This window comes from Flavobacterium sp. GQ95, from assembly GCF_059758655.1.
Window position 1 is genome coordinate 260,465 of the sequence record NZ_JCAXEB010000009.1, and the last position, 22,856, is coordinate 283,320.

The 22,856-nt window shown below is 32.8% G+C and carries 23 protein-coding genes; 15 read left to right on the plus strand and 8 right to left on the minus strand.

Translation table 11 applies throughout. The annotated features are described in order from the left end of the window. Positions 1-215: 215 nt before the first annotated feature. Both AC6CH4_RS18135 and AC6CH4_RS18140 read right to left on the minus strand, forming a co-directional pair. Positions 216-833, minus strand: coding sequence for a hypothetical protein (locus tag AC6CH4_RS18135; protein WP_498105430.1), 618 nt, complete (start codon positions 831-833; stop codon positions 216-218). Between the two features lie 115 nt (positions 834-948). After that, a complete protein-coding gene (locus AC6CH4_RS18140) occupies positions 949-1,359 on the minus strand; it encodes a helix-turn-helix domain-containing protein (protein ID WP_489234513.1) in 411 nt (136 codons plus the stop codon). 212 nt (positions 1,360-1,571) lie between these two features. Here AC6CH4_RS18140 and AC6CH4_RS18145 point away from each other — a divergent pair, with 212 nt between their 5' ends. Beyond that, on the plus strand, positions 1,572-1,895 hold the full coding sequence (locus AC6CH4_RS18145; protein WP_498105432.1) for a hypothetical protein: 324 nt from the start codon (positions 1,572-1,574) through the stop codon (positions 1,893-1,895). An 83-nt stretch (positions 1,896-1,978) separates the two neighbouring features. After that, entirely contained in the window at positions 1,979-2,320 is a 342-nt protein-coding gene (locus tag AC6CH4_RS18150) for a hypothetical protein (protein ID WP_498105434.1), read from the plus strand. Positions 2,321-2,438: 118 nt separating this feature from the next. Here AC6CH4_RS18150 and AC6CH4_RS18155 read toward each other — a convergent pair whose 3' ends face one another. The 3 genes from AC6CH4_RS18155 to AC6CH4_RS18165 form a co-directional block, all read right to left on the minus strand. Beyond that, positions 2,439-3,518, minus strand: a complete 1,080-nt coding sequence (locus AC6CH4_RS18155; RefSeq protein ID WP_498105436.1) for an RloB family protein — start codon at positions 3,516-3,518, stop codon at positions 2,439-2,441. Then, positions 3,499-4,755: an AAA family ATPase gene (locus AC6CH4_RS18160; RefSeq protein WP_498105438.1), complete on the minus strand. Its 1,257-nt coding sequence runs from the start codon at positions 4,753-4,755 to the stop codon at positions 3,499-3,501. The genes AC6CH4_RS18155 and AC6CH4_RS18160 overlap by 20 nt, the downstream gene beginning before the upstream one ends. 165 nt (positions 4,756-4,920) lie before the next feature. Next, positions 4,921-8,361: a methylmalonyl-CoA mutase family protein gene (locus AC6CH4_RS18165; protein ID WP_498105440.1), complete on the minus strand. Its 3,441-nt coding sequence runs from the start codon at positions 8,359-8,361 to the stop codon at positions 4,921-4,923. Positions 8,362-8,657: 296 nt separating this feature from the next. Between AC6CH4_RS18165 and AC6CH4_RS18170 the strand changes: the two genes are divergently transcribed. From AC6CH4_RS18170 to purU, 4 genes are all read left to right on the plus strand, one after another. After that, positions 8,658-10,256: a L,D-transpeptidase family protein gene (locus AC6CH4_RS18170; RefSeq protein ID WP_498105442.1), complete on the plus strand. Its 1,599-nt coding sequence runs from the start codon at positions 8,658-8,660 to the stop codon at positions 10,254-10,256. Positions 10,257-10,367: 111 nt separating this feature from the next. Continuing rightward, positions 10,368-10,787, plus strand: a complete 420-nt coding sequence (locus AC6CH4_RS18175) for a cytochrome c oxidase assembly factor Coa1 family protein (protein ID WP_498105444.1) — start codon at positions 10,368-10,370, stop codon at positions 10,785-10,787. Positions 10,788-11,033: 246 nt separating this feature from the next. After that, positions 11,034-11,753, plus strand: a complete 720-nt coding sequence (locus tag AC6CH4_RS18180) for a DUF4197 domain-containing protein (RefSeq protein WP_498105446.1) — start codon at positions 11,034-11,036, stop codon at positions 11,751-11,753. A 134-nt stretch (positions 11,754-11,887) separates the two neighbouring features. Further along, the gene (purU, locus tag AC6CH4_RS18185; protein ID WP_498105448.1) at positions 11,888-12,742 is read left to right on the plus strand and encodes a formyltetrahydrofolate deformylase; all 855 of its coding nucleotides are present in this window, start codon (positions 11,888-11,890) and stop codon (positions 12,740-12,742) included. Positions 12,743-13,113: 371 nt separating this feature from the next. Here the strand turns inward: purU and AC6CH4_RS18190 are convergent, their stop codons facing one another. The 3 genes from AC6CH4_RS18190 to pyrF form a co-directional block, all read right to left on the minus strand. Then, complete coding sequence (locus AC6CH4_RS18190; RefSeq protein WP_498105450.1) at positions 13,114-14,607, minus strand: catalase; 1,494 nt, start codon at positions 14,605-14,607, stop codon at positions 13,114-13,116. Between the two features lie 540 nt (positions 14,608-15,147). Further along, the gene (locus AC6CH4_RS18195; RefSeq protein ID WP_498105452.1) at positions 15,148-15,948 is read right to left on the minus strand and encodes an ABC transporter substrate-binding protein; all 801 of its coding nucleotides are present in this window, start codon (positions 15,946-15,948) and stop codon (positions 15,148-15,150) included. A gap of 164 nt (positions 15,949-16,112) precedes the next feature. Further along, entirely contained in the window at positions 16,113-16,940 is an 828-nt protein-coding gene (pyrF, locus tag AC6CH4_RS18200; protein WP_498105454.1) for an orotidine-5'-phosphate decarboxylase, read from the minus strand. Between the two features lie 155 nt (positions 16,941-17,095). Here pyrF and AC6CH4_RS18205 point away from each other — a divergent pair, with 155 nt between their 5' ends. From AC6CH4_RS18205 to AC6CH4_RS18245, 9 genes are all read left to right on the plus strand, one after another. Further along, positions 17,096-17,569, plus strand: a complete 474-nt coding sequence (locus tag AC6CH4_RS18205; RefSeq protein ID WP_498105456.1) for a Dps family protein — start codon at positions 17,096-17,098, stop codon at positions 17,567-17,569. Between the two features lie 106 nt (positions 17,570-17,675). Further along, a complete protein-coding gene (locus tag AC6CH4_RS18210; protein WP_498105458.1) occupies positions 17,676-17,861 on the plus strand; it encodes a CsbD family protein in 186 nt (61 codons plus the stop codon). A gap of 158 nt (positions 17,862-18,019) precedes the next feature. Beyond that, complete coding sequence (locus AC6CH4_RS18215; RefSeq protein WP_056186413.1) at positions 18,020-18,571, plus strand: helix-turn-helix domain-containing protein; 552 nt, start codon at positions 18,020-18,022, stop codon at positions 18,569-18,571. 20 nt (positions 18,572-18,591) lie between these two features. Then, the gene (locus tag AC6CH4_RS18220) at positions 18,592-19,041 is read left to right on the plus strand and encodes a response regulator (RefSeq protein ID WP_192185399.1); all 450 of its coding nucleotides are present in this window, start codon (positions 18,592-18,594) and stop codon (positions 19,039-19,041) included. A 12-nt stretch (positions 19,042-19,053) separates the two neighbouring features. After that, positions 19,054-20,838, plus strand: coding sequence for a sensor histidine kinase (locus AC6CH4_RS18225; RefSeq protein ID WP_498105460.1), 1,785 nt, complete (start codon positions 19,054-19,056; stop codon positions 20,836-20,838). Between the two features lie 210 nt (positions 20,839-21,048). Next, positions 21,049-21,609: a DUF4142 domain-containing protein gene (locus AC6CH4_RS18230; RefSeq protein ID WP_498105462.1), complete on the plus strand. Its 561-nt coding sequence runs from the start codon at positions 21,049-21,051 to the stop codon at positions 21,607-21,609. Positions 21,610-21,650: 41 nt separating this feature from the next. Further along, on the plus strand, positions 21,651-22,292 hold the full coding sequence (locus AC6CH4_RS18235) for a porin family protein (protein WP_498105464.1): 642 nt from the start codon (positions 21,651-21,653) through the stop codon (positions 22,290-22,292). Between the two features lie 38 nt (positions 22,293-22,330). After that, entirely contained in the window at positions 22,331-22,483 is a 153-nt protein-coding gene (locus AC6CH4_RS18240) for a lmo0937 family membrane protein (protein WP_139257033.1), read from the plus strand. Between the two features lie 51 nt (positions 22,484-22,534). Continuing rightward, positions 22,535-22,819 (plus strand): YtxH domain-containing protein, encoded by a 285-nt coding sequence (locus AC6CH4_RS18245; protein WP_498105466.1) that lies wholly within the window; start codon positions 22,535-22,537, stop codon positions 22,817-22,819. Positions 22,820-22,856: the final 37 nt, after the last annotated feature.

Below are 22,856 nucleotides of genomic sequence, written 5' to 3' on the forward strand. Positions count from 1 at the left end.
CAAACACTTACCACTTAAAGACTAACAAATATTAATATAAGACATTTTTTTTAACGCTAAATTATTTACAATGTTTAGCCAATTTTGAAATATCCTGACATAATTATAAATAAAAAAAACCTCCCATTTCTGAGAGGTTTCTAAATCTATATATAAAATCTACATATTCCTTTATACTGTCCGCCAACCTCAAACAAAGCCTAAGCAGTCTCGAATTATTTTTTATTTAAGTTTAGTTTGAATTCTTTTACAGGTGGCAACATATCTTTATTCCATTCTACTTCTAGGTATTTTGATGCATGTTCTTTCATATCCTTAAAATGATCAAGTAAAATCGCTGACCCTTCATCTTTTACTGCATCTTTTACCATCTTAAAAGTGAACTCAGCACCTTGCGCATCAAGTCCTGCTAAGTCAAACACTATATCTTTTGTTTTTGAAAGCATCACATATAAACTTAAAAGCTTTCTTAGAATTCCTGGCAGCTTCTCTATTTTCGTTTCTTTTTTAATCCATTTCTCTTCATATATTTTACCGGAAAAAGGACTTTTAAGATCTGCATTTTTCTTAAGATACCTTCCAACAGTTAAAGGAAAAAATGTATCTCTAAAGTATGATCTTCTAAAATAATCAACAAAACTCATTTTTCGATGCAGGATCACATTCTCGTGCTTGATTTTACCGCAAAAAATATCCCTGAGAAATACTTCTGTATCATAATAATAACCTCCATTATATAAAAACAAAACAACAACTTCACCTTCTTCCAAAACAAAAGGCGGCACATAAAAATAATCTGTTTGGATTCCTTTATTTTCTAATACAATATTCATTATAACTTCAGGATTTGGTTTTAAATATACAATAAATGCTCTGAAACATTTGCATTAAAATAGAAAAGCACCAACCCTGGGCTGATGCTTTTTATCAATAAACTTCTGGAGGAAATTATTTTCCTTTGAGTAATTTTTCTAAATATTCTATTTTATCTTTTTCAGCCTGAAGCAAACGCTCGTACAGCTTTTTGTTTTCTTCTACAGTTTCCATTAATTTATCTAATGGATTGAAAGTGCAATTATTTCCAAAATTAACATTACTGTCTTTTGTATCATTAAAAGTATTGAAGTAATTGATAACTCCTTCCTCCGAAAAATTCTTAATTGCTTCTGCAGTTACACCAAGTGCTTTTGCCACTTCAATCAATTTTGCCTCATCGATAGTCTCGCTATTTTCAAGAGCTGATATAGCTTGTTGGTTTGTTCCTAAAGCCTGTGCCAAAGCTTCCTGTTTCATATCACGAAGTTCACGAATACGGCTTATTTTTCGCCCTATATGGTTTGGTTTTGTTAGTGTGCTCATAATTCAAAGATAATAATTAAGTGTCATAACGGCAGCGGCAAAATGTAAAAAACATATTTAGTGCTGTACAATACGGCTAAAAATGATTGGATACCGTTTCCTCTATTGCTTTCTTCGCCAGGTTAAACAAAAGTAAGATTTTTCTTTCGATAAAATTATAAAGGTCAAGTTGTAAAACGTTTAACAAGATACAAATTAAAAATACACGCCTTATGAAAACCGATGAAACAGAAACTTTAGAAAGACTAAGAACATTAACTGCCTTACATTTCCACACCTTAAAACCTGCCAATGACGAATCTAAAACCTATACCGTTCCAATTAAGGTTTTAAATTATTTTGAGTTGGGTTGCGTTATTAGCGATATGATAAAATTATGCATTTTGGCATTAGATCATGATATGCATAATGTTGGAAAAAAGAAGAAACAATCTATTAATGTGAGTTTGATTTTAGAAACTGTGTTGCAGCTGTTTCCTTTGGATGAAATGGAGTTTTTGAGTTGTGTTGGGGAGATGGTTGATGAAAAGTCTTAAATATTTTTTTTACTTTTAAAGTCGAAAAGCTTTTGCTTGTAAGAGCGTACCGCTCGTGAAACTTAAAATTAAATACAAAAGCTATGGATTATAGTACCACAGAATTTTTTCATTATTTAAATCAATCAATATCAAGTAATGTAACCTATGGAGAGTTATCAAATTTATGCTTAACATTATTTTGTACCTGTAGTATTTTACCCGAAAGGTTTGAAACAACAATTATAAATAATGAAAAATTAGCAATACTATTTTCTAAAATTGCAAAAGAGAAAAATATTGTTTCTTATCCACCAACGGCTTCATTTTACGGGGCTTCATTTCATGATACTCATAATGAAGGACATTGGTTAGAGGTAATGGCCAGTGCATTGAAATTAGCAAGAGAACCTAATGTAGTAGAAGCTAAAAATTTATTAGTATAACTTTCTCTTCTGCTGACGCGAGTATCTTCCTCGTGCATTAATTGAGTTAACGAGCGGGACGCTCGCGCTAGTAGGGAAATTAATCAAATAGAAGAAGACAACTAAAATTTAATTTTAGTTAGATAGGTAATTCTGTAATTAAGTATTCCTTTTCACTTTTTCTAACACCTAAGTATAAATAATTAAAATTAATAATAGATAAATCTAAAGAGAAGACAAATTGATTATCTTGTAGCACTTTTCTATTCATAACATCTAATTTATCCCCATCTATATTAAACAAACAAAATAAATCTTCATTTAAAATAACACTTGTTTCCACAACTTTGGTTATATGTATTTCAATAATTGGATTTTTGCTGTTAAATTCAATTTCTAATCCAAGTACATTATGAACCTGACTTTTATTAAATTCAAACCAAAACAAATCAAATTGATTTAAATTAAGCAATTTAAATACCAACTTATCTGTATCTGTATAAGGGTTTATATCATAAATTGGATTTATGTCTCCAATCGTTCTTCTTAATTGAATTGCATTCTGAATTGCATATTTAACATTGTGATGAAAACTTTTAAAACTAAAACTTTTTTTATCATTTTCATAAGCTAAATATTCCTGTGTAACTATCCTACCACACACACAAAGATCTCCTTTGCAGTTATCCTCATTATTTAAACTGGATCCACAATATAAAGGTTCCTTTCCTTTTCGACACATTGATTTTTGAAAATTTTTAGTGCTATTCTCAAAATGCAACAATATCCAATATTCAAAAGCAATACTATTAAAAGCTATATTTACCTTTTTTCCTCTTGTAATTACTTTAGCTAATTCAAAAGCTTGTTCGTGATCTGGATGACCATCCTTATCAAAAACTGCCCATACTTCGTCATATTGATCTTCTTCTAGCCCAATTTGAGCTTCCCTTACATATCTAGTTGGCTGTGCTTTATAAATGTCTTCAATTTCACTGATAGGTAATACTATTTCTGGTTTTTTTATTTTACGTTTTTTCCCTCCTATTCTGACCTTAAATTCTTCCTCTTTGGCTTCTGCCTTTGGGCGTGGTTTAATTTCTATAAAAACATCAACATTCTCACTTAATAAAATGTTTCTAATTTCATTAAAATAATCTGGTTCGGTCCCCTCTCCTTCGCAGATAATTAAAATGTTTTTACGATATGATTTGCTCATCTTCTTCGAATAAAGATTCAATTGATTTTATTTGTGGCAAACCACCGAATTTTCCAGCCAAATACCATTTCTCAAAAGGTGTATCTTCACGTAATCCCTCAAAATCTTGTAAAGAAAATAATTCTGATATTCCATGATCATTTTTTTCAGCAATCCATATCTGATCCCTACGAATTAGATCTCTATCAAGTAAAGTAACATCATGAGTAGTGAAAATTAATTGTGCATTTTTAGGATTTGTTTTCTCTGATTGAAATAGCATTACAAACATTTTTGTCAAGTAAGGATGAAGACTAGTGTCAAGTTCGTCAACTAACATTACTCCGCCTTTATCTAAAACTTTTAGAATTTCTGCTCCAAGAGTATATAATGACTGAGTTCCTACAGATTCTTCTTTTAAAGATAATTCATAAAAACCATCAATTTTTGTATCATCATAAACATCATGTTTAGCGGTTATATTATAATTATTTCTCGAATTATCTTCTTTATTTTTTTTTATAGTGATACCGTTAATTTTAGTATCTGCACCTTTTATTAATTTAGATAATCTTTCTTTTATATTATCATTGTTATATAAATAATCCGTTATTTCTCTTTCTATTAATTGACGATGATTTCTATTAGTCGCATTTATAATATTGTAATTTCTAAAATATAAAAAAACTTTTGTCAATGTTTCATGAGGTTCATCATCTCCAAATTTTGACAAAATTAACTGGTTCTCAAAAACATTAATTTCTTTTTTTCCATAAGAATCCCCTAAAACACCTTTTTGTATGGGAGAGTTGGGATCAAAATCTTTTCTTGAAAAAGCATTAGTAATTTTCCCATTAGGATAAAAATTTAAATTTTCTTCTAAAACTATATTTCCGTGAATACAAACTTTATATTCATATTTAATATCATTAGGTCCAATAAAAATTAGCTCAAACTCAGTAGGCATGTTACTTGACAGAATATTAAATAAAAAAGGTTCATGTATTCTAATTCGTTCGTCTATAATTGGTTTATTTATTATTAAATGAATTAATTCAAATAAAGCTCTGATAATATTCGATTTACCTGATGCATTGGCTCCATAAATTACTGCCAATTTCAATAACCGAAAATCTTGTTTTCCATTTGTTAATTCAAAAAAATTATTTTGCTTATGAGATGAAGAATTTGCTTCTAATGAAAAAACTGTTTCTTCTCTATAAGATCTAAAGTTTTTTATTTTAAGTCGAATAATCATTATCTTTTTATTTAGTTTTACTCGCAAATTTAACCAAAAATACCTATTAAAAGTAAATCAACAGGATTAATTCGCTTTTTTTGATGATTTTAAACAATATTTCTTCAGGCCGAATAAAAAACCTCCCATTTCTGAGAGGTTTTCTAATCTATAAAATAGTAAATTCTACATATTCCTTCTATACTGCCCACCCACTTCAAACAAAGCCGAAGTAATCTGACCCAAAGAACAAACCTTTGTAGCTTCCATTAAATGGTCGAATAAGTTTTCGTTTTTAATAGCCGCTTCCTGCAGTTTGTTTAAATGCTCGTTTACTTTTGCTTCGTGGAATTGGTGTAAATTCTCCAGCATCGTAATCTGATATTGTTTTTCTTCTTCGGTGGCGCGAATTACTTCTGCCGGAATTACCGTTGGAGAACCTTTTGAACTTAGGAAAGTATTTACACCCACAATTGGGAAATCTCCGTTGTGTTTTAAGGTTTCGTAATACAAACTTTCTTCCTGAATTTTAGAACGTTGGTACATGGTTTCCATCGCACCTAAAACGCCTCCTCTTTCTGTAATTCTATCGAATTCCTGTAAAACAGCTGCTTCCACTAAATCGGTTAATTCTTCGATGATAAACGATCCCTGAATTGGGTTTTCGTTTTTCGCCAAACCTAATTCTTTATTGATAATCAACTGAATCGCCATGGCACGACGCACTGACTCTTCTGTTGGTGTTGTAATCGCTTCGTCATAAGCATTCGTGTGTAGTGAATTACAGTTGTCGTAAATCGCATACAAAGCCTGCAAGGTCGTTCTGATATCATTAAAATCAATTTCCTGCGCGTGTAACGAACGACCAGAAGTCTGAATATGGTATTTCAGCATTTGCGCTCTTTCGTTGGCTCCGTATTTGTTTTTCATGGCTTTCGCCCAGATTTTACGGGCCACACGACCAATTACAGAATATTCCGGATCTACTCCATTTGAGAAGAAGAAAGATAAATTTGGTCCAAAATCGTTAATGCTCATGCCACGGCTCAAATAATATTCCACGTAAGTGAAACCATTTGAAAGCGTGAATGCCAATTGCGTAATTGGGTTCGCTCCTGCCTCTGCAATATGATATCCTGAAATCGAAACCGAATAGAAATTACGAACGTTTTTGGTAATAAAATATTCCTGAACGTCACCCATTAATCTTAGTGCAAATTCAGTGGAGAAAATACAGGTATTTTGCGCCTGGTCTTCTTTTAAAATATCAGCCTGAACCGTACCACGAACTTGTGATAATGTTTTCACTTTTATTTCATTGTAAACTTCCAAAGGTAAAACCTGATCTCCGGTAACACCTAAAAGCATTAATCCTAAACCATTGTTTCCTTCTGGTAAATCGCCTTGGTATCTTGGACGTTCAGTTCCTTTTTCCTTGTATATTTTGTTGATTTTTGCCTCAACTTCTTTTTCTAGATCGTTCTCCTTAATATAATACTCGCATTGTTGATCAATCGCCGCATTCATAAAGAAACCTAACAACATCGGTGCTGGTCCGTTGATGGTCATACTTACTGATGTTAAAGCATGAACCAAATCAAAACCGGAATACAGTTTTTTAGCATCATCTAAACAACAGATTGAAACTCCGGCATTTCCAATTTTTCCGTAAATATCCGGACGTAAATCGGGATCATTTCCGTATAAAGTCACACTGTCAAAAGCCGTCGAAAGTCGTTTTGCCGGCAATCCTGCGCTTACATAATGAAAACGTTTGTTGGTTCTCTCCGGTCCGCCTTCTCCGGCAAACATTCTTGACGGATCTTCTCCTTCACGTTTAAAAGGATATAATCCTGAAGCAAAAGGAAATTCTCCCGGAACATTTTCCTGTAAACTCCAACGTAAAATATCGCCCCAGGCCTCATATTTAGGTAAAGCAATTTTCGGAATTTGTAGGTGTGATAAACTCTCAGTATGTGTCGCGATTTTAATTTCTTTATCACGAACCTTAAAGGTATAAACCGGGTTTTTGTATTTGTTTACTTTCTCATCCCAATTCAGGATAATTTCCCAATTGTACGGATCTAAATCCATTTTTACTTTATCAAATTGATTTAGTAAAAGGTTTAAGAAGATTCTGTTTTCGTCGTGTGCTTCGACTGCGCTCAGGATGACAGTTGCATCGTCGATTCCTGCTTTATTTATTTGTGGAATTTTCCCGGAAACTGATTCTATCGTTTTAAAAATTCCGTATAATTTCTGTGCTACTTTTTGTTGCGAAAGTGCGATTTCATCATAACTTCTGTTGTTCTCCGCAATTTCAGATAAATAACGGGTTCTGTGTGGCGGAATCACAAAGATTTTCTCGCTCATTTCACGCGTGATTTCGAAAGTCGATTTTAAATCAGAATCGGTTTTCTCAACAATTTTATCCATGATCGCTTTGTAAAGCGTGTTCATTCCAGGATCATTAAACTGTGAAGCAATGGTTCCGAAAACCGGCATTTCATCCGGATTTTTATCCCATAAATTATGGTTGCGCTGGTATTGTTTTTTAACGTCACGAATGGCGTCTAAAGCGCCTCTTTTATCAAACTTGTTTAAAGCTACTAAATCAGCAAAATCAAGCATGTCGATTTTCTCTAATTGTGTTGCAGCTCCAAATTCCGGAGTCATTACATATAAGGATACATCAGAATGGTCCATAATCTCAGTATCAGACTGCCCGATTCCTGAAGTTTCTAAAATGATTAAATCGTATTTTGCCGCTTTTAAAACCTGAATGGCTTCGGCTACATATTTAGATAAAGCCAAATTCGATTGACGGGTCGCCAAGGAACGCATATAAACACGAGGATTATTAATAGCATTCATACGGATTCTGTCTCCTAATAAAGCGCCTCCCGTTTTTCTTTTGGATGGATCGACAGAAATTAATCCGATTGTTTTCTCCGGAAAGTCAATTAAAAAACGACGAACCAATTCATCTACTAAAGATGATTTTCCTGCTCCACCCGTTCCTGTAATTCCAAGGACTGGTATTTTAGAATTGGCATTATTAGTGTGAATCTGATCAAAAACTGGTTTTGCAATTTCAGGGAAATTTTCTGCAGCCGAAATCAAACGGGCAATTGCAGTTGGTGTTTTATTTTCGATATGATCGATTTCTCCGTTTAGTTTATCACCAATAGGATAATCGGCACGTTGTACCAAATCGTTAATCATTCCCTGCAAGCCTAAAGAACGGCCATCATCAGGAGAATAAATTCTTGTAATTCCATATTCATGTAATTCAGAAATTTCGCTTGGCAGGATTACTCCCCCGCCTCCACCAAAAATCTTAATGTGCCCTGCTCCTTTTTCATGAAGCAAGTCATACATATATTTAAAGTATTCATTGTGACCTCCTTGATAAGATGTCATAGCAATAGCATTTGCATCTTCCTGAATAGCGGTATTCACCACTTCTTCAACACTTCTGTCGTGCCCTAAATGAATCACTTCTACACCAGTTGACTGGATAATACGACGCATAATATTAATCGCGGCATCGTGTCCGTCAAAAAGAGAGGCTGCGGTGACAATTCTTACTTTATTTTTAGGAATATATGGTATTTGTTGTTCCATTTTATGAATATGATAATTTTAAGGGAGCAATTTACAAAATATTTTAATATTTGATCATCGCTATAGCTTTATGTTAACAAAAAAAAGAATAGTTTTTTCTTCTACTGGGGTAACAATTTGATACACTAGCTTATATAATGTATATAAACCTACAAAACATGGCAATTTCGCAACATTAAAATAAAATATAACAACGTGTTTACCAGCATCCTAAAGTAATTTAGCATCGTAGAAAAGCCCCCAAATTTTTACCTAAAAACTTACTTATTAAAGTAATAATGTAAAAATTAAAAAAAATGAAAACAACATTTCCAATCGCCATAATTTTAGTTACAAGTTTCTTTATTTCATCTTTTAATAAACGTGATCAAAGTGATTTAAATAGAAAAGGAGCTTTAATTTATAATTACACTTCTACTAATAATGATGACGTAGTAGATAGTGGACTTTTAACTGATTTTTTCAAAAGATATACTGAATTGAAAAAATATCAAAAAGACGTAATCTCTTTGTATAAAAACAGATCATACGGAACTATTTGGTTTGAAAATGGACAAATGACCCAATATGGACAATTATTGTATGCAAAATTGAATAACGCTAGTGACGAAGGTGTAGGAATTCCGTATAAAAATGAGATTGATCAAATTTTCGATAAAACAGCAACAGAAAAACCTTCAAAAACAGACTCTGATATGCTTTTAAGTGCAGCTTACGTTATATACGCTAATTATGCATTTGAAGGAGTTGATATTGAAACAGTTAAAAAATCAGAATGGTTATTACCTAAGAAAAAAATATCTGGCGAAATTTTATCAGGTTCGGAAACAACAAAACCTGTAGCGGAGAAAACCAGAGTAGTACAATTTGATCAATACTACAAACTTCAGGATGTTTTAAAAAAATATAAAAAAATAGAGCAAGACAATACCTGGACACCTATAACAGTAGAAACTCCTTATAAAGACATCAGACCAGACGCAAAATCAGTTACAGTTGCCCAAATCAGAAACCGATTATTTGTAATGGGAGATTTGCAAAATGACTCTAAAAGTGATTTTTATGATCAGGAATTAATGGATGGTGTAATGAAATATAAATTACGTAACGGTTTGAAACCAAATTACATTATCTCTGAAGCTAACATTAAAGACATGAACGAGTCAATACAGGAAAAAATAAAAAAGATCGCCATTAACATGGAACGTTGTAAAGAGATTTATCCAACATTATTAACGGACAAAGAATATATAATGGTTAATGTTCCTTCTTATGAGTTAGTGTATGTGAAAAACGGTAAAATCGAATTGCAATCAAAAGTTTTTGTTGGTTCTCCGTTAACTAAAACTACTATTTTTAGCGGAAACATTGAAAAAGTTGTTTTTAGCCCTTACTGGACGGTTCCGCAAAGTATTGTCGATAATGAATTAAAAATGAAAATAGCTGGTGATCCTAATTATTTGGCAGAACATAATATGGAAATGGTAAACGGTCAGGTAAGACAAAAACCAGGTGCTAATAACTCATTAGGTTTAGTAAAATTTATTTTTCCAAATCCAGATGATATTTATATGCACGATACCCCTGCCAAAACATTATTTGATTTTGAGCAAAGAACTTTCAGCCACGGTTGTATTAATGTAAGCAAAGCCAAAGAACTTGCTATTGCACTGTTGAAAGATTATCCGGAATGGACTGCTGACCGAATCGACAAAGCTATGGATGGTCAGGCAGAAACAACCTTTAAATTGCCAACTAAAGTGCCAATCTATATTACTTATTTTACAACATGGGTAAAAGAAACCGGCGAAATAAGCTTCTTTCAGGATGTTTATGACAAAGATGGAGATTTAAATAAAATCCTTTTCCCACAAGAAACTGTTGTAAGCAATTAATAAAAAACACCTTTTTTAGAATCAGGGTAATTTTAGAATTTGATTTAGAATTTGGAAGAAAAACAATATCTTTCAAAACGTTAAACTCAAATCTAAAATTACCCTTTTATTATGAAAGAAGATTATACAGAAATTAAAAAAAGTTGGTGGGACAGAAACTGGAAATGGTTTGTACCAACGGGATGCTTAAGCCTTTTAGTACTTTTTGGATTGTTTATGGCAGGAATATTTTTTGGAGTCACTTCGATGATGAAAGATTCTGATGCCTATAAAGGAGCGATGACCATAGTACAACATGATAAATTAGTAAACGACAGACTTGGAAATCATATTGAAAGTGATGGAATGGTCAGTGGAAATATCAATATAAATAATGATAAAGGAAACTGTGATTTACAAATTCCAATAAAAGGATCTAAAGGCAAAGGAACCTTATTTGTAGTCGCCGAGAAAAAAGGCAAATGGAAATACAGCGAAATGTCTGTTTATGTTGAAGCGACAGATGAAGAAATTGATTTGTTAGCAAACTGATTTTGCCTATAGATTTTTTCAAGCAGATTGATGCGGATTTTAGCAGATTTCGGGAAATTCTTTATTTCTTTCTTCTTTGCTCTTTTTTCTATATTCTATATTCTAAAAATCTCAGAACCTTAGCATCTCAGAACCTCAGAATCTTAGAAAAAGTTATTTCTGAAACAAATTACTTGTGCTCCTAAAATAAAATTGTGGCTTTGTTTTTGAATAAGTAGTATTTTTGAAACTCATAAAACCCAAATCATGAAAAAGATTTTATTATTAGCCCTTACATTCTCACTTACATCTTGCGCTGAGATGCAGCAAACACTGAATCAATTGCCGCAAATAGCATCACAATACCCTGGAATTGGCGGTGTAGATATTGCGGGCGGATTGAAAGAAGCCTTAAATAAAGGAATTACGCAACAAGTAAGTAAATTAACTGCCGTTGATGGATTTTATAGAAATGAAGCCGTAAAGATTTTAATGCCTGCCGAATTGCAAAAAGTAGATGCAACTTTGCGAAAAATTGGTTTAAGTTCTCTTGCCGATGAAGGTGTTAAAATGCTGAATCGCGCTGCTGAAGATGCGGTAAAAGAAGCTACTCCGATATTTGTATCAGCTGTAAAAAATATGACTTTTGCCGATGCTAAAAATATTTTGTTAGGAAACGATAGTGCTGCAACAAGTTATTTACAAGGAAGCACAACAACAGCTTTGTACGGAAAATTTAATCCGGTGATTAAAAGCTCGTTTGAAAAAGTAGGTGCCGATGTGGTTTGGACAAAGATTATTACAAAATATAATACGATTCCATTAGTCAAAAAGGTAAACCCTGATTTGACTGATTATACAACCAATCAAGCTTTGGCAGGTGTTTTTAAAATGATTGCCGTTGAAGAAAAAGAGATCCGAAATAATATTAGCGAAAGAACAACACCTTTATTAAAAAGTGTTTTTGCGATGCAGGACGGAAAGTAAAATTATTTAACCGCAAAGTTCGCAAAGGTTTACGCAAAGAAACGCTATATTTTTTCTTTGCGAACATAGCGTAAACCTTTGCGAACTTTGCGGTTAGATTTCAAAACTAAAAACTATAAAAAAGTAACTAAAAAATGCAAAAAATTACCATTCTGATTCACTGTAAAGACCAAAAAGGAATTATAGCTGCAGTGACCACTTTTATCGCCAAAGTAGATGGAAATATCACCTACATTGATCAGCATGTTGATGTCGAGCAAAATGTGTTTTTTATGCGATTAGAATGTGAATTAACCAATAGCCACATCACTATTGACGGACTAAAAGCTGATTTTGACCAAACTATTGCATCCGATTTTAATATGTCGTGGGATTTGTACAATCAGGAACAAAAACCAAAAATGGCTTTGTTTGTCTCTAAATACGATCACTGTTTGTTTGACATTTTAGGACGTTACAGTGCAGGTGAACTGAATGTTGAAATTCCGGTAATTATTAGCAATCATAATGATTTACGATCTATCGCAGAACGCTTTGATATTCCGTTTCATTGTGTACCTTTTACGAAAGACAATAAAGAAGAAGGTGATGCCAAACAAATTGAATTACTGAAAAGATATCAAATCAATTTTATTGTTCTGGCGCGCTATATGCAAATTATAACACCCAATTTGATTTCGCTTTACGAGAATAAAATTATTAATATTCATCATTCGTTCTTACCTGCTTTTCCTGGGGCAAAACCATATCATTCGGCTTTTAAACGCGGAGTGAAAATTATTGGCGCAACGAGTCATTATGTGACGGAAGAATTAGACGAAGGACCAATTATTGAGCAGGATATTGCAAGGGTTTCACACATCCATTCTGTTGATGATTTCATCATGAAAGGACGTGATCTGGAGCGTATTGTTTTGGCTCGTGCTATTAAATTGCATGCTGAACGTAAGACGATGGTTTATAGCAATAAAACGGTTGTTTTTTCTTAGGTTCAAAGTGGCAGAGGAACAAAGGCTCAAAGTTTTTTTTTAACCGAAGATTTTTAACCGCAAGGTACGCTAAGGTTATTTTCTTTTGGCTTTTACTAAACCTTAAAAAAGTTCGCAAAGCTTGTCTTTAAAAAATTAAAACGCACCGAAATCCGCCTATAAAACATGAACCAAAGGTTCTCTCCTATAGTTCCGGAGGAACGAATTATATTGTAGGGCTGGACTTCAGTCCAGTTTAAATAAAATATTACCAATTATAAATTAAATTATTTTATAAAACAAAACCCGACAGGTTTTAAAACCTATCGGGTTTATTATTTTAAAGCTGAGTAAAAAAACTTAGAACCTTAGTAGCTTAGCATCTCAGAACCTTACCTAACCACAATCGACAATCTTGGATCATCAAAGTTATTTACCTGTTCCATTGTTAATCCCAAAGCGCGTGCTACGCCTTCTCCGTATGCAGGATCGGCTTTGTAGCAATTTCTAATGTGACGAATCTGAATAAAGGGTTGCGCTCCTCCTACTTGTCCTGCAGTATTTTTGAACAATAATTGTTTTTTCTCTTCTGTTAATAAACGGAACAGTAGGCCTGGCTGAGTAAAATAGTCATTATCGTCTTCCCTGAAATTATGTGCATAGGCATCGCCATGAAGTTTTAAAGGTGGTTCTTTAAATTCAGGTTGTTCCTGCCATTCTCCAAAACTATTTGGCTCATAATGTTTACGGCTTCCGTTATTTCCGTCTACACGCATTGCGCCATCGCGATGAAAAGTATTATACGGACATCTTGAGGCATTAACCGGAATCTGATAATTATTAACTCCTAAACGATAACGGTGTGCGTCTCCATAAGAGAATAAACGGGCTTGCAGCATTTTGTCCGGAGAGAAACTAATTCCCGGAACTACATGCGCCGGATTAAAAGCAGCTTGTTCTACTTCCGCGAAATAGTTTTCCGGATTTTTGTTTAATTCGAATTCACCAACCGGAATTAAAGGGAAATCGCCTTTTAACCAAACTTTTGTTAGATCGAAAGGGTGAAAACGATAATTCTCCGCTTGTTCTTCGGTCATGATCTGAACGAACATTTTCCATTTTGGAAAGTTTCCTTCTTCTATGGCATCATACAAATCCCTTTGATGACTTTCTCTGTCGCCTCCAACTAATTTAGCCGCTTCTTCATCAGAAAGATTATCAATTCCTTGCTGTGTTACAAAATGAAATTTCACATAATGTCTTTCATTTTGATGATTTATGAAACTAAAAGTATGACTGCCAAATCCGTGCATTTGTCTGTACGATCTCGGAATACCTCTGTCACTCATAACAATCGTAATCTGGTGTAAGGCTTCCGGTAATAAAGTCCAAAAATCCCAATTGTTATCAGCACTTCTCAAATTGGTTCTTGGATCACGTTTTACGGCGTGATTTAAATCGGGAAATTTCATTGGATCGCGAAAGAAGAAAACCGGTGTATTATTTCCTACCAAATCCCAATTTCCTTCATTGGTATAAAACTTCATGGCAAAGCCACGAATATCCCTTTCGGCGTCAGCGGCACCTCTTTCACCTGCAACAGTTGAAAAACGTACAAACATATCCGTCTTTTTACCAATTTCTGAAAATAAGTCGGCTCTCGTATATTTTGTAATATCATGAGTAACCGTAAAAGTTCCGTAAGCACCGGATCCTTTGGCGTGCATTCGTCGTTCCGGAATTACTTCACGATCAAAATGCGCCATTTTTTCTAAAAACCAAAAATCTTGTAATAAAACAGGTCCGCGAGGCCCGGCTGTCTGAATGTTTTGATTGTCTGGAACCGGAGTTCCGGTTGCAGTTGTTAATTTTTTGCTTGATTCCATCTTGCTGATATTTAATGTTTTACCAAATATACAAACTAAACCTTATCATATTCATAAACAAAATTGATAAGTATTATATTTTAATAACCAAAACTTATATATAGCAATAAAATCCTCAAAATGAGGTTTTAAAAAATCTTAACTTATGTCCAACAAAGTAATAACAAAACCTTAACAGCAAAACATTCATATATGTTAGATCTTTGTAATGTAATAAACTGGTTATTTATTATTTTGGTTTTGGTTAGTTAAATGATGCCGGCGTCTTCGAGATGCCGGCATTCTTTTTTTGTGGAATATTTGTTTTTTTAGTTTCAGGTTTCAAGTTTCAGGTTGACTTGCTTTGAACATAAATTTTAACCGCAAAGTGCGCTAAGATTTTTATTCTCTTGGTTTTATAGAAACGAAAAGTTCGCAAAGCTTTGTGTTAATCTATCTTTGCGAACTTTGCTTTTAAAACATCTCGGTTAAGTAAAATCTTAGCGCACTTTGCGGTTAAAAAAACGTTCCAACAAAACTTGAAACAAAGAAAACCTGAAACTAATTTTTCAATCTTTCATGGAGTAATTTGAAATATGGAAAGGCCTTTAAAAGTCGGCTGCCATGCCAGGAGAACATTTCTCCGTCTACGAATACAGTTTTGGCATGATGTGTAAAACGTCCTATTTCGAAGGCGTCTTCTTCTTTAAATGGATATGGTTCTGACGAAAGGAAAACCAAATCCGGATCGCCTTCTAAGCGCATTTTTTTAAGTTCAATTTCAGGATAACGGCCTTTCTTTTCGTAGATATTCTGAAAATGATTCAGCTTTAATAATTCATTTATATAAGTATCTTTTCCTGCAACCATGTAGGGATTCTTCCAAATAAAATATGCTGCTTTTTTTTCTAGAATATCCTGAATGTATTTTTTGAAATCGCTCAGGGCGAAAGTCAGTTTATCATTCCATTTTTGGGCTTCGGTTCTGCAATTAAACAATTGACCGAAATCCGAAATCATCTGAAAATTATCTTCAACAGAAACTATATTCGTTACCCAAACCGGACAAATGGTGCTTAATTGTTCTACGATTTCGAGTGTGTTTTCTTCTTTGTTGCAGATGATAATATCGGGCTGCAATAATTTTATTTTTTCAAAATGAATCTTCTTGGTTCCGCCAATAATTTTCTTCGTTGATTTGAGATGATAAGGATGCACACAAAACTTCGTGATCCCGATTATTTTTTCTTCTAAACCTAAATCAAATAGCAATTCGGTTTGAGAAGGAACCAACGAAATAATTCGTTTTGGAGCCGTCTCAAAAGAATGTATGGTACCGAGCTGATCTATGAGTTGTTTCATTTGATTTTTGTTTCAGGTTTCAGGTTTATTGGGGTGTTTATTTAACCGCAAAGTTCGCTAAGGTTTACGCTATGAACGCAAAGCTATTTTTCTTTGCTAGCCTTGCGAAAAAACTTTGCGAACTTTGCGGTTAAGTTATGTTCAAAGTAAGGCAACCTGAAACTTTAAACCTGAAACTTTAAACTAAGAATTCCTTCCATTTCCTGTTGTACCTTCAACGCTTCTTCTCTTGCTTTTTCAGCGAAGTCAGTTCCTTTTGATGCATAGATAATTGCTCTTGCTGAGTTTACCAATAAACCTACTTTATCATTCATTCCGTATTTGCATACTTCTGATAAACTTCCGCCCTGAGCGCCAATTCCCGGAACTAATAAAAAACTGTCCGGAACAATTTTTCTGATGTCTGCAAAATATTCGGCTTTGGTAGCGCCCACAACATACATCAAATTTTCACTATTTTTCCATGTTTTAGAGGTTTCTAAAACTTGTTTGTATAATTCTCTTCCGTTTGTAGTTAAAGTTTGAAAATCGAAAGCCCCTTCGTTAGACGTTAAGGCCAACATGATGGTATGTTTGTTTTCGAAAGCCAGAAAAGGTTCAACTGAATCTTTCCCCATATAAGGTGCAACGGTTACACTATCAAAATTTAAATCTTCAAAAAAGGCTTTTGCATACATGCTTGATGTATTTCCAATATCACCACGTTTTGCATCGGCGATGGTAAACATTTCAGGAAAATTTTCATTGATGTAATTGATTGTTTTTTGCAATGACATCCACCCTTTTATACCATATGCTTCAAAAAAAGCAGTGTTCGGTTTGTATCCTACAGTCAAATCATGTGTCGCATCGATTATAGCTTTATTGAATTCGAAAATTGGATCTTCCGTTTCTAATAAATGAGGTGGTATTTTGGTTAAATCAGGATCTAAGCCAACGCATAAAAATGATTTTTTTTGAAGAATTTGTTCGTGTAGTTGTTGTGTTGTCATATTGTAGTTTACTAGTGCGGCAAAATTACAAATAATATTATTGGTTTACGAATTTCAAAACAACATTGAATTCCTATAACATCTTTCTAAAATTGTATAAGAATAGAAAGTAACTGCTCAGCTATTTTTGTAAAACAACCTTAAATCAAGCAATTATGAGCCCAAATATCGGAATTAGTCCAAAGAATTTGAAAAAGAGCACGAGCATATTAGCCACAATTTTATCAAATGAAATGACTTTGTATGTTAAGACCCGAAAATTTCATTGGAACATTTCAGGAAACAGCTTTATGGAATTACATAAATTGTTTGAGGATCAGTATCGAATTTTAGAAGCTAATATTGACGAAGTTGCAGAACGTATTAGCCAACTTGGTGAAAAAACGATCGGCACCATGAACGAATTTATTGAAAATTCTACTTTAAAAGAATCTCCAAAACAATATACATCTCAAAAAAGCATGTTAGAAGAGCTTTTAGAAAATCATGAACAATTAGTAACTGAATTTAGAGATTACATTCCTGTTTTTGAAAATGAGAATAATGATATCGGTTCAGCCGATTTTGTTACAGGCCTATTACAACAACATGAAAAGATGGCCTGGATTTTAAGACGTTATCAAGTTTAAAAAATATTCAAATGTGAATTATACAACAGTTAGGTGAATAAGTGTAACAAAGAACTAACTGACATTTTGCAATTTTACATTACAAATAATACAAAATAAAAATATCATGAATAATACAGAAATTAAAGGGAACTGGAACGAGTTGAAGGGAAAACTTAAACAAAAATACGCAGATATTACAGATGATGATTTATTGTACGCTGAAGGTAAAGAAGATGAAATGTATGGAAAACTTCAGCAAAAATTAGGCAAGACTAAAGAAGAAGTTCAACAAATCATTTCAGATTTGTAAAATCTTCTAAGTCAGCCAGGATACCGTCTAATAAAAAAAACATTAGACGGTATTTTTTTGATTTTTTTTGCTATATTGTTATGATACTTTGACGTATCCGATGGGAATTACCCCCAGAACCAAAAATAAATTAATTATCTTTAACGAAATTTTTAAAAATGAAACTATTTATAAAGTTCGACATAAACACCATTTGTTCTCTTTATTTAAAGCAAAATCTTGAAGAGCAAAATATAAATTTTAAAACTTTGGGGTTTGGTGAGATCGAAATTGAAGATAATCTGGATGTTGAAAAACTCGAAGCTTTAAAAGAAAACTTAGCTCCACATGGTTTTGAAGTTGTTGAAAATCAAAAAAGTGTTTTAGTTCAAAAAATTAAGGATGCCATAATTGAACTTGTTTTTCTGGAAGACAGTAACAATTACAAAAGTTCTGTTTTTTTGGCAGAAAAATTAAACCACAGTTACGGATACTTGTCCAATGTTTTTTCGGAAGTAACCTACTCTTCTATCGAAAATTTTATTATTTTACAAAAAATTGAAAGAGCCAAACAATTAATTATTATTAATGAAATGAGTTTGACCGAAATTGCTTTTTTACTAAATTACTCAAGTGTGGCACATTTAAGTACGCAGTTTAAAAACACTACTGGAATTACACCATCGGCTTTTCAGAGAATTATTAAAAAACGAAGAGAAAATTTAAAATAAAATCTAAATACTATACTAAAATGCAAAAAAACGCATTAAATATTTTATTGGCTGATGATGATGAAGATGATCGTCTTTTTTTCAAAGACGCTTTTGAAGAAATCAAAATACAAACCAAAGTACAATTTGTTCATGATGGAATGCAGTTAATGGATCATTTGATGGATCCTGAAAATAAATTACCGGATATATTGTTTCTGGATTTGAATATGCCAAAAAAAACAGGTAAGGAATGTTTGATCGAAATTAAAAAAACAGATCGTCTAAAAAACATTATTATTGCCATTTATTCCACTTCATCATCTGAAGAAGATATTGAAGATACTTTTGTACAAGGAGCTAATATTTATATTAAAAAACCAAGCGATTTTAATACGCTTAAAAAAATTATAAATGAAGTCGTGACCGTTAACTGGCACTATCATACATCAGGTTTAAACCGTGATAACTTTTTGTTACGACTAAAATAATACGCATGCTAAATGAAATGGATACCAAATTTTAATTCTTCAAACTCTTTGAGAGTTATTTTTGTCATCGCAGTTTTCATTCTGTTATTTCTATCTTCCATTGCTTATAAGCACAATCAGGATTTAAATGAATCCAGTAAGCTGGCAATGCATACATATGAAATAAATCTACAATTAGAACGACTAATGTCAGCGATTAAAGATGCTGAGACTGGCCAGCGTGGATACATCATTACACGAAACAACAGGTTTTTAACTCCGTATCTTTATTCGCGCGACAAAGTAAATGCTTCCTTTGTCACGCTCAAAAAATTAACTGTTGATAATGCGGTCCAGCAAAAAAATCTCGAAAATCTTTTCAAGTTAATTATTCAGCGATTTGTTTCGTTCGAAAATTGCCTCAAATACAGCGATCCAAAAACATACGATAAACGCAAACTCGACAATCATATGTTTGGCGGGCGAATATTAATGGAAAACATTCGTTTTCAAGTGGATAAAATGAATGATATCGAGAAAAAATACCTTAAAAAAAGACTGGAAATTTATGATCAGGAAATTTCGTTAAGTCCTATTTTTTCAATCTCTCTATTTTTAACCGCACTACTTTTTATTTTATTAGCCTATAGACAAATCAGTCGTGATTTTCAGCGCTTGAAAATTTTTAACAAAAGACTTTTAATTTCCGGAGGCTTAATGGCCGAATCTGAAATTATTGGAAAATTCAGTACCTGGCAATGGGAATTAGATTCGAATAAAATTGCTTATTCTGACAATCAGTTTCGATTATTAGGCGTTACACCAAATTCTTTTGTACCTGTAATAGAAACTTTTCTCGATTTTGTACACCATGATGATAAAGAAGCTGTTTCAAAATCAATGGACGAAATAATGGCGAAAAAAAATCTTCCCTTTATTTATTATAAAATTGTTCGTCCAAATAATGAAATCAGGTATTTTAAATCAACCGGAAAATTATTGACCGATCAGCAGGGAAGTAAAATTCTACTCGGAATCAATTTTGATATTACTGATGAGCATTTACTTAATATCGAACTTCAGGAACGCAACAGAGAATTAGAAAAAAGCAATAAAGAATTAGCATCTTTCAACCACGTGGCAAGTCACGATTTACAGGAACCGCTTCGAAAAATTCAAACTTTTATTTCGAGAGTTTCTGAGGCTGACAAAGCAGTTATGTCACAAAGCGCCAGAGATTATATTACAAAAATTGAAGTTTCAGCAAAAAGGATGCGTGTACTTATTGATGATTTACTTTTATTCTCAAGAACCAATACGACTAAAAAAGAATTCATAAAATCGAATATAAACGACTTACTTCAAAATGCCGAATCTGAGCTAACTGAAGTAATACATGAAAAGAAAGCGATTATTACAGCTTCAAAATTGCCTAAACTTTCTGTTATACCTTATCAGATCGAACAGCTTTTTATCAATCTAATCGGAAATTCTTTAAAATACAACAGACCTGGAATTGCGCCTGAAATTTCTATTGAAAGCGAAAAAGTATTATCAGCAGATTATCCTGATTTATTAGAACAGTCAATAAAGAAATTCCACAAGATAACTTTTAGAGATAACGGAATGGGATTCGATCCTCAATTCAAGGAAACCATTTTTATACTTTTTCAGCGTTTGCATTCGAAAACAGATTATCCGGGAACCGGAATTGGTTTAGCCATTTGCAAAAAGATTGTTGAAAATCATAAAGGACATATTTTAGCCGACAGTACTCCAAATGTTGGTTCTGTTTTTACAGTTTTTCTGCCGGAATAACCTATACAATAATGTAGGAGAGCGTTTACTGAAAAATGACATTGTTCATTTGCAGTAAACGCTTTTTTTATGCTCTCAAAACACCTTAAAAAACCTTATATAAAGCCGTTATGGGAATTATATAACGTTTCTTTTTTATGCTGTAAAGCAAAACAAAGTATTCGTTAGCATCTTTGTAATGTAATACTTTATGAAGTAATAATGAAAACAATGCCCCTAATAAAAGCACCATTTTTTAAAGTTCTTTCCTTATTGATTATAATAATTTGTTTTCCGTTTTGCGGAAAAAAAAGTCAACGGGAAAGCTCTATTAAAAAAGAAGCTTTTAATAAAAGTAAAGCTGAAGAAGTCGAAACTTCTTTTTTTATCGAAATGGGAAATATTGTCAATTCAATGATTTCAAAAAGTCAGGTTGCACAACAAAAAAGTTCTGAAAGTAAAATATTGGAAGTAAGCAAAAAAATTGCGGATCATCAAAATCAACTGTTGCAGAAAGTAACCGAAATGGCTAATAAAAAGCTCATTATCATTACCGACATCAACGCCTCTCATAAAGATGAGTTAACAGAGTTGAATAATACAAGTGGTACCAATTTTAACAACACTTATTTAAGTTCGATGACAATAGCATTAGACCAACAAATCAAAATGCTGGAACAAATTTCAAAAAAAACAAACGATCAGTTGATTTTGAAATTAGTGCTTGAGTATTTACCCGAACAATACCAGCTTTTACGAGAAACAGAACAAATTAAGAGTGAATTTAATTAAATGCCTTTATATATATTTTTTAACAACTAAAATTTTTAACAATGAAAATGCAATCAAATTTTTTATGCGCCTTAACCCTTTTTATGACAGCTTCTTTTGGAATGCTACACGCTCAGGACAATAATGTAAATACCGAGTTTGGTGTAAAAGGAGGATTCAATATGTCTAATCTGTATCAAAACGATGCTGATGACGAGAATGTACTTTACGGTTTTAATGCCGGTGTCTATGCAACGCTACCTGTTTCAGATTTTATAGCAATTCAGCCAGAGTTATTATTTACTACTAAAGGTGCTGAATTAGATTACAACAATGCTTTTGCAACCGGAAATGCAAAATTCAAATTAAATTATATTGAGCTTCCATTATTAGTAAGAGTTAATATCACTAAAAACTTTAATGTTCACGCCGGTGGTTATGCATCATACCTGGTAAGTTCAAAAGTAACAGGTGACGGGGATTTTAACTTTGAAGAAGAAGTTGACACTGATGACTTAAACAAATTTGATGCTGGTCTTTCAGCTGGTGTCGGAGTAGATTTTAACCCAATAAGTGTTGGACTACGTTACAATTATGGTTTAACAACCGTTGGTAAAGAAAGAACTGTTGCCGGAACAACTTATACGTTTCCAGATGCAAAAAACAGCAATCTTACCTTATACGTTTCGTATAAACTGAACTAAAAATAAAAACAAATTATTAACCATTAAATAATAAAACCATGTCAAATTTATTATACACAGTCGCAGTTATTTTAGTTATTCTTTGGGCCATTGGGTTCTTTGCATATAGCGCGGGTAGTATTATCCACATCTTATTAGTAATTGCCATTATCGCAATATTATTCAGACTTATCAAAGGTCGAGAAATTTAAAAATCAAACATTTTATTAAAACAATTTATATTAATCACTAAATCAAATATTATGAAAACGAGTAGCACATTATTAGGAATTTTAGGAGCCGCAGCGGCAGGAGCATTTTTAGGAGTATTGTTTGCACCGGACAAAGGATCAAACACAAGAAAAAAAATCTCAGATAAATCAAAAGATTACGGAGATAGCCTAAAAGGGAAAGTTGATGGAATTTTAAGCACAATTACTTCAAATGGAAAAGATATCATTGATGAAGGAAAAGCAAAATTCAATCAGGTAAAAGAAGACTTCAACGCAGCAAAAGATGAAGCAAAAACTGTAAAAACGAACTACTAAATAGTGAAATTTTTCAACCATAAAAATACCCTTACAT